This is a genomic window from Bradyrhizobium sp. AC87j1 (assembly GCF_002936975.1).
GTDB lineage: Bacteria > Pseudomonadota > Alphaproteobacteria > Rhizobiales > Xanthobacteraceae > Bradyrhizobium > Bradyrhizobium shewense.
Window position 1 is genome coordinate 92,089 of record NZ_PTFE01000002.1, and the last position, 11,372, is coordinate 103,460.

6 protein-coding genes are annotated in these 11,372 nt (G+C 63.4%); 1 reads left to right on the forward strand and 5 read right to left on the reverse strand.

What is annotated here, in order from left to right; all coding sequences use genetic code 11:
• Positions 1–19: 19 nt before the first annotated feature.
• Both rpsG and rpsL read right to left on the reverse strand, forming a co-directional pair.
• A complete protein-coding gene (gene rpsG, locus CV770_RS01925) occupies positions 20–490 on the reverse strand; it encodes a 30S ribosomal protein S7 (RefSeq protein ID WP_018322260.1) in 471 nt (156 codons plus the stop codon).
• A gap of 15 nt (positions 491–505) precedes the next feature.
• Positions 506–877, reverse strand: a complete 372-nt coding sequence (gene rpsL / locus CV770_RS01930; protein WP_007603006.1) for a 30S ribosomal protein S12 — start codon at positions 875–877, stop codon at positions 506–508.
• 686 nt (positions 878–1,563) lie between these two features.
• On the opposite strand from rpsL, the gene CV770_RS01935 reads away from it, so the two are divergent.
• Positions 1,564–2,808: an FAD-dependent oxidoreductase gene (locus tag CV770_RS01935; protein ID WP_104461226.1), complete on the forward strand. Its 1,245-nt coding sequence runs from the start codon at positions 1,564–1,566 to the stop codon at positions 2,806–2,808.
• On the opposite strand, the gene CV770_RS01940 is transcribed toward CV770_RS01935, so the two are convergent.
• From CV770_RS01940 to rpoC, 3 genes are all read right to left on the reverse strand, one after another.
• Positions 2,730–4,757, reverse strand: a complete 2,028-nt coding sequence (locus CV770_RS01940; RefSeq protein WP_104461127.1) for an ABC transporter ATP-binding protein — start codon at positions 4,755–4,757, stop codon at positions 2,730–2,732. The genes CV770_RS01935 and CV770_RS01940 overlap by 79 nt on opposite strands.
• A 134-nt stretch (positions 4,758–4,891) precedes the next feature.
• Complete coding sequence (locus CV770_RS01945; protein ID WP_104461128.1) at positions 4,892–6,952, reverse strand: FAD-dependent oxidoreductase; 2,061 nt, start codon at positions 6,950–6,952, stop codon at positions 4,892–4,894.
• Positions 6,953–7,143: 191 nt separating this feature from the next.
• Positions 7,144–11,340 (reverse strand): DNA-directed RNA polymerase subunit beta', encoded by a 4,197-nt coding sequence (gene rpoC / locus CV770_RS01950; protein ID WP_091957448.1) that lies wholly within the window; start codon positions 11,338–11,340, stop codon positions 7,144–7,146.
• Positions 11,341–11,372: the final 32 nt, after the last annotated feature.

Sequence of the window (11,372 nt, forward strand, 5' to 3'; positions counted from 1 at the left end):
TAGATTCCGTGTGTCGCCGTTACCAGCGATAGTGCGAGAAGGCGCGGTTGGCTTCCGCCATCCGGTGCACGTCTTCGCGCTTCTTGACGGCATTCCCGCGGTTGTTCGACGCGTCCAGGAGCTCGGCCGAGAGCCGCTCGGTCATGGTCTTCTCGTTGCGATCACGCGCAGCGGAGATCAGCCAGCGGATGCCCAGCGCCTGACGGCGGGTCGAACGAACTTCGACCGGAACCTGGTAGGTCGCGCCGCCGACGCGGCGGGAGCGCACTTCGATCGTCGGCATGACGTTCTCGAGTGCCTGCTCGAACACGCCGAGCGGGTTCTGCTTGGTCTTGGTTTCGATGATACCGAACGCACCGTAGACGATGCCTTCGGCGACCGACTTCTTGCCGGCGTACATCACCGAGTTCATGAACTTCGTGACGATGATGTTCCCGAACTTCGGATCGGGAAGGACTTCGCGCTTTTCCGCTGAGTGGCGACGAGACATGGACCTGGTTCCCGCTTACTTCGGACGCTTCGCGCCGTACTTCGAACGACGCTGCTTACGGTTCTTGACGCCCTGGGTATCCAGAACGCCGCGGAGGATGTGGTAGCGCACGCCGGGCAAGTCCTTGACGCGACCGCCGCGGATCATGACCACCGAGTGCTCCTGGAGGTTATGGCCCTCACCGGGGATGTAGCCGATCACCTCGAAGCCGTTGGTCAGGCGCACCTTGGCGACCTTACGAAGCGCCGAGTTCGGCTTCTTCGGGGTCGTGGTGTAGACGCGGGTGCAAACACCACGCTTCTGCGGCGACTGCTGCAGCGCCGGCACCTTCTTGCGCGACTTCTGCACTTCACGCGGTTGAGCGATCAGCTGGTTGATCGTCGGCATCCTGGCCTTACCCTTTGTTCTGTCGCAGACCCTTTTCGGATCCGCTGTCTTGCCGCAGCCCGTTGCCGGGACTGCAAATTCTTTCGAGCTACCCGCCCGACGAGGTCGCCTTCCGCGGAACAATCCGCACAAAGCGAAATCGCGCCAACCGCCCCATCAACGGGCGGAAAGCGCTTCGACGCCACAGAGGACCGCAGTATTGAGGCCGGTCAGCATAAAGCCGCGGCCCGCGCACTGAGGTCATGCATCCGAATTCGATCTCAAGAGAATAAGCTCAAGAGAACTAGAATCGCACTGGCATTGCCTAGCTATGATCGACAGCGTTTGAGCGGCATTCGTCGAGGTTGGTGCCCGCCTTGAGCGATCCCTATTGGCTTTAGTCCTTGGGGATCTAGCGGGTGGCCCGTTCCGACGCTGGCGATGCTCACCGCCTGTCGTTAAGTGAGGCGCTTTCTATAAGTGAGAATCGATCAAGTCAAGGCGAAACGACAGCCACGAAGCGCTTCAGGAGCCTGTCAAAATCGTTGTTTGCCGCCCTCGCCGCGTTACTCCGATATGGGAACGGACTCTCGGTTCCGCCAGCCTGAGAATTATTATATCCGGGTGAAAAGTACTTTTATAACCAGAGCTAAGGCTTTTTTTCCCGTTGATGCGTCAATCTGGGCCCTTCGGCAGAGATGGGCGCCATGCGGTACACCGACATTGCCATTATCGGCGGCGGATTGGCTGGCTCGACCGCCGCCGCGATGCTCGGCCGGGCCGACATTTCGACCGTCCTGGTCGATCCGCATGTGAGCTATCCGGCGGACTTTCGCGTCGAGAAACTCAGTGGCCAGGAGCAGGTCGGGCGATTTCTGAGGACCGGAATCGCAGAATCAGTGCTGCGCCGGGCGACCTTTGCCGGCGAGAACTGGATCGCCCGCTTCGGCCGCCTGCTCGACAAGGCGCCGAGCCGGCAGTTCAACATCCTGTACGATTCCCTGGTCAACGCTGTCCGCGACGAAATCCCCGCTTCCGTCGAGCGCATCTGTGCCAAGGCCATAGCCGTCGAGACGAGCGAGGAGCGGCAAAGGGTCGTGCTCTCCAATGACGAGACGATCTCGGCCCGCCTGGTGGTGCTCGCCAATGGCTTGAATGTCGGCCTGCGCCACCAGCTCGGCATCGTCCGAAAAGTCATCAGCGCCTGCCATTCGATCTCGATCGGGTTCGACATCGTTCCGGTCGGGTGCCCAGCATTCGCCTTCCCGGCCCTGACCTACTTCTCCGAACGTCCGAGCGACCGCATCCCGTACATCACGCTGTTTCCGGTCGGCACGCGGATGCGCGCCAATCTGTTCGTCTATCGCGCCTGCGACGACCCCTGGCTGCGCGAGCTGCGCCGCGCCCCGACCGAGACGCTGGATGCGGCCCTGCCCCGGCTCAAGGCCATCACGGGCCCGTTCGATATCCCGGGCGAGATCAAGATCCGCCCGGTCGATCTCTATGTGAACGATTGCCGCGGCCAGCCCGGCCTCGTGCTGGTGGGCGATGCCTTCGCGACCTCCTGCCCCGTCGCCGGCACCGGCTGCGACAAGGTCTTCACCGACGTCGAGCGGCTCTGCAACGTCCACGTCCCGGACTGGCTCGCCTGCGACGGGATGAGTGCGGCCAAGATCGCTGCCTTCTACGCAGATCCGGTCAAACGGGCCTGCGACGAATGGTCGGCGGCGAAGGCGTTCGACTTCCGCTCAGTCTCAACCGCGACGAGCCCCTACTGGACGGCGCAGCGCTGGGCCCGCTTCATCGCCTGGTCGGCTCAAGGCCTGCTGCGGCCGCTTGGAGGCGCCTTCGAGCTGGAGCCGAACTTGCTCGGTCATTGCTCCTCGTCGTCCTCGTCCTCGGCATCCTCGAGGTCGTCTTCGTCCTCATCGTCCCTGCCGTCGTCGGCGTGAGCCGCCGCGCCGTGCGGCTGGTGGATCTGGTCGTTCCAGAGCTTGCGATAAGTCCCGTTCTTGGCGAGCAGCTGGGCATGCGAGCCGCGCTCGATCGCCCTGCCCCCTGAGATCACGATGATCTCGTCCATCTCCACCACCGAGGTCAGGCGGTGGGTCGACCAGATCATGGTGCGGCCCTTCGCGACCTTGAGCAGCGTGCGGTTGATCGCGGCTTCCGTGGTCTGGTCCAGCGCCGAGGTGGCTTCGTCCAGCAGCAGCACCGAGGGGTTGCGGATGACCGCGCGCGCGATCGCGATGCGCTGGCGCTGGCCGCCCGACAGGGTGTCGCCGCGCTCGCCGACCGGCGTGTCGTATCGCTGCGGCAGGCTCATGATATAGCGGTGGATCTCGGCCTTCTTGGCGGCCTCCTCCACCTCCTCATCGGTCGCGCCCTCCTTGCCGAGCCGGATGTTCTCGCGGATCGACATGTTGAACAGCATGTTCTCCTGGAACACCACCGCCATGCTCCGGCGCAGCGAATCCAGCGTCACCTTGCGGACGTCGACACCGTCGATGGTGACCCGCCCCTCGTCGGGCACGTAGAGCCGCAGGATCAGGTTGAGCAACGTGCTCTTGCCGGAGCCGCTCGGGCCGACGATCGCGATGCGCTTGCCCGCGTTGAGCTTGAGACTGAGATTGTCCAGCACCGGCGTCTGGCTGCCCTCGTACTGGAAGGTGACGTGATCGAAGGTGATGTCGTTGGTGATGCGCGGCAAATCGGGCGCGCCGGGGCGGTCGGCGGCGCGGGTCGGCTCGTCCAGCAGCTCCTGCATGTGCCGGATCGCCGCCGCCGAGGAGATCGACACCGGGATGAAATGCATCACATGGGCGATGTTGTAGGAGACCTCCCAGAACGCGCTCTCGAAGGTGACGAAGGTGCCGATGGTGATCTGGCCCTTGGTGGCGAGATAAGCGCCGATCGCGAGCACCACGAGGTGCAGCATCAGCACCGAGATGGTGACCGTCCGCTCCACCATGGTCGACAGGAACGCGGCGGAGGCGATCTTGTCGCGCGCCTCGTGGTTACGGAAGGTGAAGAAGCCGAACATCTTGCGCTGCAGGCTGAACGCCTTGATCACGGCCTGCGCCGCCACGTTCTCCTGCACCATGCCGAGCAGCGCGCTTTCGTTGAGCTTCTGCTCGTAATTGGCCTGCACCGCCTTGGGCGTCAGGATCCGCGGGCCGATCAGTGTGATCGGGAACACGAGCAGCGCGACCGCCGCGAGCTGCCAGTTCAGGAACACCATCAGGATGATGCCGGCGATCAGCTCCAGAAACGGCAGCGCGGCACTGTTGGCAAACGTCTTGACCGAGCCTTCAAAGGCCGAGAGGTCGACGGAGAAGCGCGACAGGATCTCCCCGCGCTTGGTGCGGCCGAAATAGGCCGCCGGCAGGTCCTGAACGTGCTCGAACAGGCGCTTGCGGACGTCGGAGATGATGCAGGCCGCCAATCGCGCGTCCCAGCGCTCGTACCAGACGGCGACGATCGAGGTGAAGATGCCGGCGACGGCGAGCACGCCGAGGATCTTGTACAGCGCCTGGAAGTCCTCCTCCCCGAGCGCGTCGTCGATCAGGTACTTGAGGCTGAGCGGCATGATGACGTTGAACAGCGTCTCGACGCAGACGCCAAACGCCACGAAAGACAGCATCCGCTTGTAGTTCGCCAGGAACGGCTTGACGAACCCGACGATGGTCGCGAGCGCGCCGGCGGCTTCGCGGGCGGTAAAGACGACGAGGTCCTCGTCCTCATCATCGTCGTCGAGCTCCACCTCGTCATCCGCCTCGTCTTCGGCATCCTCGTCGTCTTCGAGGTCCGGCTTGGCAGTCGAGGCGAGCTTGTCGTCGAGCTCGGCCGCCTCATCGGCGGCGAGCTTCTGTTTGTCGGGCGAAAGAGGCTTGGATGCCATGAAACCAACCGATGCTGACGGCCGGCATGACCGCAGAGAAAGCAGGACATAGCGGAAAGCCGCTATTGCACCGATTCTATGCGATCAGGATGAATTCGGCAAAACAATTGGCGAATTCAACGCGCGCCCCGCGGCTAGTCCTCGTCCTCCTCCTCGACCTTGTCGAAGAAGGAATAGCGCAGACTGTCGGCGTCGGCGTACCACTGCCCCGGCCCCTTGTTGGCGGCGAGCGTGGCCTCCCAGAGCGCATCGGTGCAATCCTTGCGGTGCATCGAGAGGTCGAAACCGTTGCCGAAGAACAGTTCGGACCATTCCCACCACGTGCCGAGTTTCTTGACCCCGCGCAGGAGGTCGTAGCGGTCGATCAGCGCCGGCGCCATGTCCGAGGTAATCGAGCCGAACACGAGGCCGGTCTTGACCACGCGGTTCAGTTCCTTGATTGCGCGGACCACCTGCTTCGGGGAAACGTGGCAAAGGCTGGTCTCGAACACGAAGTCGAACGCGCCGTCCTTGAACGGCATGTCGGTGATCGAGCCGAGCTTGTTGTACTTCTTCAGCGCCTTCGGTGTCCTGGCGTGGATGGCGCGGTTGCTCTCGATGCCGAAGGCATCGATGCCGCGCTCGCGCAGCGCGCCGACCAGTTCGCCGCTGGCCGAGCCCGCGACGAGCAGCTTGGCGCCCTTGGTCTTGCCCCAGACGATGCCGAGCAGCCGGGTGAGGTAATCGGGATCGGTGAAGTGGCGCCACGCCTCATGATAGGGGCCGAGGCCGCGATAGTTCTCGAAATAGTCGCGATCGATCTTGTCGGAGAGCGGCTTGTCGTCCTGCGCGCGCTCGCGGCGCAGGCGCATCATCTCAGTCAGGATGATGTCGGTTGCCGCATCCGAGGAGTCGAGCAGGCCGTTCAGCGTCGAATCGAACAGATAGTCGCCGACCACCACGATGCCGGGATGCTCCTTCGGCTCAGGCCGGTGATTGGTCATGACGTCGCGCACCGGCAGGCCGCCCGGAATCGCGTTCACCGACGACAACCAGCGATGGATCTTGCCTTCCATGAAATGCAGGCGCGCATCGCCGAGCGAGACCGGCAGCGATTTCAGCGCGGCATCGATCAGCTCCTGGTCCGACAGATTGGCGAAGGCCAGCGCGTCGGAGCCGGGAATCAGCCAGTTCAGCACGCCGTGCTTGCCGACGTCGTGGCGCGCACCCTCGTTGTAGACGCAGCAGCCGCCGAAGGCTTCCGACATGAACCAGGCGCCTGGAATCTTCTCGCCCCAGAACGGCGTATCGAACAGGATCGAGACGCGCAGGTAATGCGCGGGACGGTCGAAGTAAGAAACGTGCTTGACCATCGACTTGCGGAGCTGTTCGCCTTCCCACCCCATGGTGGCGAGCCAGGAATGCGGCAGGCAGACCAGCACGAGATCGAAGTCGCGCGTCTCCGGCCCTTTGCCGTTCATCATCTTGAGCTGGTAGCGGCCGGTCGGCGCCTTGCCAACGGTGAGCACGCGGTGATTGAGCTGGATGTCGGCGTTGACCTCCGACTGCAGACACTCGATCAGCTGCTCGTTGCCGTTCTGGATGGAATAAAGGCCGATATAGCCGTCGACATCCATCAGATAGTTCTTGAGCGCGTTGAGGCCGTTGGTGTTGTGGCTCTCGGTGGCGATGTCGGAGCGCGCCATCACCTTGAAGAAGCGCTTTGCGGTTTCGTCCTCGACCTCCTCGTCGAGCACCTGCTCGGCGGTCTTGTAGGCCCACGGGTTCTCGTTGTCGTGCGCGCCGACGCCCTCGTAGTATTCGATCGGCGACATCGCCTCGGCACAGCGCTTGCGGAACGCCTCGATCGCCGCGGCGGTCTTGGCGCCATACTTGCGGCGCATGCCCGGCACGTCGTCGAGAAGCTCGCCGCCGAACTGCACCTGCTCGGCGTCCATCGGTATCGTCTGCAGCCCGAAATGCTGGATCAGCTCGCGCAGCGGATCCGGCCCGGTCATCGAGTAGTCGTAGATCTCGGCGACGCCGGCCTCGTACATCGCGGGCGCGGAATCGAACTTGCGCGTGACGATCTTGCCGCCGAGCCGATCGGAGGCCTCGTAGATGGTGACGCGACAGAGATCGCCGAGTTTGCGCTTCAGATACCAAGCGCTCATCAGCCCGCCGGGGCCGCCGCCTACGATTGCAAGATCAAGCATGTGAGTTCCGTGGTCTCCGGCCCGCCCCCTTCACGGGACCACCGGTCTAAACTCTCCTAGCAGAAGCGCTTTTGCGGCTGAAGGAAAGATGAACGAAGGTTGATCCCGCATCGCAACAGACAAGCAAAGCAACAAAAAGGCCGGCTTTCGCCGGCCTTTTCATTGTCCTCGGTAGTCCTACGGATGAACGATCATTCCGCGGGCGGCAGCGCAGGAAGCTCCGCTTCCGGCGCGGGCGACACGACCGCCGCCTGCTTCTCGCGCTCGTCCAGGATCAGCTTGTCGCGCTTCATGGCGACTTCGCGAATCTTGGCCATGGAGGCGCCGGTGCCTGCCGGAATCAGCCGGCCGACGATGACGTTCTCCTTGAGGCCTTCGAGCGGATCGACCTTGCCGTTGACCGCCGCTTCCGTGAGGACGCGGGTGGTCTCCTGGAACGAGGCCGCCGAGAAGAAGGAGCGGGTCTGGAGGCTCGCCTTGGTGATGCCGAGCAGAACCGGCGTACCCGTGGCGATCTTCTTGCCCTCTTCCTTCGCCTTCTCGTTGAGCGCGTCGAACTCGATCTTGTCGACCTGCTCGCCGGAGATCATGTCCGTGTCGCCCTGGTCGGTGACTTCCACCTTCTGGAGCATCTGACGGACAATCACCTCGATGTGCTTGTCGTTGATGAGCACGCCCTGGAGCCGGTAGACCTCCTGGATCTCGTTGACCAGGTAGGCCGCGAGTTCCTCGATGCCCTTGACCGCAAGGATGTCGTGCGGTGCCGGGTTGCCTTCCACGATGAAGTCGCCCTTTTCGACGACGTCGCCGTCCTGAAGGTGGATGTGCTTGCCCTTCGGGATCAGGTACTCGCGCGGCTCGTCGGTCTTGTCCATCGGCTCGATCGAGATGCGACGCTTGTTCTTGTAGTCGCGTCCGAACCGGATGGTGCCCGAGATTTCGGCAATGATCGCCGCATCCTTCGGACGCCGTGCCTCGAACAGTTCCGCCACCCGCGGCAGACCGCCGGTGATGTCACGCGTCTTGGCGCTTTCGGTCGAGACACGGGCCAGGATGTCGCCCGGGTTGACCTTGGCTCCGACGTCGACCGAGAGAATGGCGTCGACCGACAGCATGTACCGGGCATCGCCGCCACGGGCGAGCTTGAGCACCTTGCCGTCCTTGCCCTTGACCACGATGGCCGGACGCAGGTCCGCGCCGCCGCGGGTGGAGCGCCAGTCGATGACCACGCGCTTGGCGATACCGGTGGCCTCGTCGAGCGTTTCCGAGATCGACTGCCCCTCGACCAGATCCTCGAAGCCGATCGTACCTTCGACTTCGGTGAGGAGCGGACGGGTGTAGGGATCCCACTCGACGATGCGCTGGCCACGCTTGACCATGTCGCCTTCATCGACGTGCAGGCGCGAACCGTACTGGACACGGTGCGTCGCACGCTCGGTGCCGTCGGCATCGACGATCGCCACCACCATGTTGCGCACCATCGCGACCAGATGGCCTTCGCTGTTGCGGGCGATGGCCTTGTTCCGGATCACGATCTTGCCGTCGAAGTTGGCTTCGACGAACGACTGCTCGTTGAGCTGCGCCGCACCACCGATATGGAAGGTGCGCATGGTGAGCTGGGTGCCCGGCTCGCCGATCGACTGCGCCGCGATGACGCCGACCGCTTCGCCGTGGTTGACCGGCGTGCCGCGGGCGAGGTCGCGGCCATAGCACTTGCCGCAGATGCCGTTGACGAGTTCGCAGGTCAGCGCCGAGCGGATCTTCACCTCCTGCACACCACCCTGCTGGATGGCGTCCAGATGGCTTTCTTCCATCAGCGTATCGCGCTTGATGATCACTTTGCCGGAGCTGTCACGGATATCTTCGCAGGCCGTGCGTCCGAGGATGCGCGAACCGAGCGAAGCCACCACGGTGCCGGCATCGACGATGGCGCGCATCTTGATGCCGAGCTTGGTGCCGCAGTCGCTCTGCGTGATGATGCAGTCCTGCGCCACGTCGACGAGACGACGGGTCAGGTAGCCCGAGTTCGCGGTCTTCAACGCGGTGTCCGCGAGGCCCTTGCGGGCGCCGTGGGTCGAGTTGAAGTACTCGAGAACCGAAAGGCCTTCCTTGAAGTTCGAGATGATCGGCGTCTCGATGATCTCGCCCGACGGCTTGGCCATCAGGCCGCGCATGCCCGCGAGCTGGCGCATCTGGGCCGGCGAACCGCGGGCGCCGGAGTGAGCCATCATGTAGATCGAGTTGATGTCGGCATCCGCTCCGGCCGCCGTCTTCTTGGTGGAGGAGATTTCCTTCATCATCGCCTTGGCGATTTCTTCCGTGGCCTTCGACCAGGCGTCGACGACCTTGTTGTACTTCTCGCCATGGGTGATCAGGCCGTCGTTGTACTGCTGCTCGAAATCCTTCGCCAGCGTACGGGTGGTGTCGACGATCTTCCACTTGGAGTGCGGCACGACCATGTCGTCCTTGCCGAACGAGATGCCGGCCTTGAACGCGTTGTAGAAGCCGAGCGCCATGATGCGGTCGCAGAAGATCACCGTCTCCTTCTGGCCGCAGTGACGGTAGACCTGGTCGATGACGCCGGAGATCTCGCGCTTGGTCATCAGCTTGTTGATGATCTCGTAGGGGACGCGCGGGTTCTTCGGCAGCAGGTTACCCAGCATGACGCGGCCGGCGGTGGTCTCGATCCAGCGCTTGGAGATCTTGCCGGTCTCGTCGATGCCTTCCCACCGGTACTTGATCTTGGTGTGAAGGTGGATGACCTTCGCGTGCAGCGCGTGCTCGAGCTCGGCCATCTCGCCGAACACCTTGCCCTCGCCGGGCAGGCCTTCGCGCATGATCGACACGTAGTAGAGACCGAGCACGATGTCCTGCGACGGCACGATGATCGGCTGTCCGTTCGCCGGATGCAGGATGTTGTTGGTCGACATCATCAGGACGCGCGCTTCCAGCTGCGCTTCGAGCGACAGCGGGACGTGCACGGCCATCTGGTCGCCGTCGAAGTCGGCATTGAACGCGGAGCAGACCAGCGGGTGAAGCTGGATCGCCTTGCCCTCGATCAGCACGGGCTCGAACGCCTGGATGCCGAGACGATGCAGCGTCGGTGCGCGGTTGAGCAGCACCGGGTGCTCGCGGATGACCTCATCCAGGATGTCCCAGACCTCGGGCCGCTCCTTCTCGACCAGCTTCTTCGCCTGCTTCACGGTGGTGGACAGGCCCTTGGCGTCAAGCCGCGAGTAGATGAACGGCTTGAACAGCTCGAGCGCCATCTTCTTCGGCAGGCCGCACTGATGCAGACGCAGCTCGGGACCGACCACGATCACCGAACGGCCCGAATAGTCGACGCGCTTGCCGAGCAGGTTCTGACGGAAGCGGCCCTGCTTGCCCTTGAGCATGTCGGCGAGCGACTTCAGCGGACGCTTGTTGGCGCCCGTGATGACGCGGCCGCGGCGGCCGTTGTCGAACAGCGCATCGACCGCTTCCTGAAGCATGCGCTTCTCGTTGCGGATGATGATGTCGGGCGCGCGCAGCTCCATCAGCCGCTTCAAGCGGTTGTTGCGGTTGATGACGCGGCGGTAGAGGTCGTTGAGGTCCGAGGTCGCGAAGCGGCCGCCGTCGAGCGGCACCAGCGGACGCAGGTCCGGCGGGATCACCGGAACCACGGTCATGATCATCCACTCCGGCTTGTTGCCGGAGTGGCGGAACGCTTCCACGATCTTCAGGCGCTTGGCGAGCTTCTTGTGCTTGATGTCGGAGTCGGTCTCCTGCATCTCGAGGCGCAAGGTCGCCTCGAGCTTTTCGAGGTCCATGCCCTTGAGCAGCTCGCGGATCGCCTCCGCGCCGATCATGGCGGTGAAGCTGTCCTGGCCGTACTCGTCCTGCGCCTTCAGATACTCGTCTTCCGACAGCAGCTGGCGGTCCTTCAGCGCGGTGAGGCCCGGCTCGAGCACGACGTAATATTCGAAGTAGAGGATCCGCTCGAGATCCTTCAGCGTCATGTCGAGCAGGAGGCCGATGCGCGAGGGCAGCGACTTCAGGAACCAGATGTGGGCGACGGGGGCAGCGAGCTCGATATGGCCCATGCGCTCGCGCCGGACGCGCGACAGCGTGACCTCGACCGAGCACTTCTCGCAGATGATGCCCTTGTACTTCATGCGCTTGTACTTGCCGCACAAGCACTCGTAATCCTTGATCGGCCCGAAGATGCGGGCGCAGAACAGGCCGTCGCGCTCGGGCTTGAAGGTGCGGTAGTTGATGGTCTCCGGCTTCTTGATCTCGCCGTAGGACCAGGACAGAATCTTCTCTGGAGACGCGATCGAGATCCGGATCTGGTCGAAGACCTGAGCCGGCGTCGTCGGGTTGAAGAGATTCATAATTTCTTGGTTCATCGTCTTCTCCTCGCGTGCCGGTCGCCTCCGGC

Excerpts from the sequence above, each read along its gene's own strand:
- CV770_RS01945 (WP_104461128.1), bottom strand. The coding sequence starts at position 6,952 with ATGCTTGATCTTGCAATCGTAGGCGGCGGCCCCGGCGGGCTGATGAGC.
- CV770_RS01940 (WP_104461127.1), bottom strand. The coding sequence starts at position 4,757 with ATGGCATCCAAGCCTCTTTCGCCCGACAAACAGAAGCTCGCCGCCGAT.
- CV770_RS01935 (WP_104461226.1), top strand. The coding sequence starts at position 1,564 with ATGCGGTACACCGACATTGCCATTATCGGCGGCGGATTGGCTGGCTCG.
- rpsG (WP_018322260.1), bottom strand. The coding sequence starts at position 490 with ATGTCTCGTCGCCACTCAGCGGAAAAGCGCGAAGTCCTTCCCGATCCG.
- rpoC (WP_091957448.1), bottom strand. The coding sequence starts at position 11,340 with ATGAACCAAGAAATTATGAATCTCTTCAACCCGACGACGCCGGCTCAG.
- rpsL (WP_007603006.1), bottom strand. The coding sequence starts at position 877 with ATGCCGACGATCAACCAGCTGATCGCTCAACCGCGTGAAGTGCAGAAG.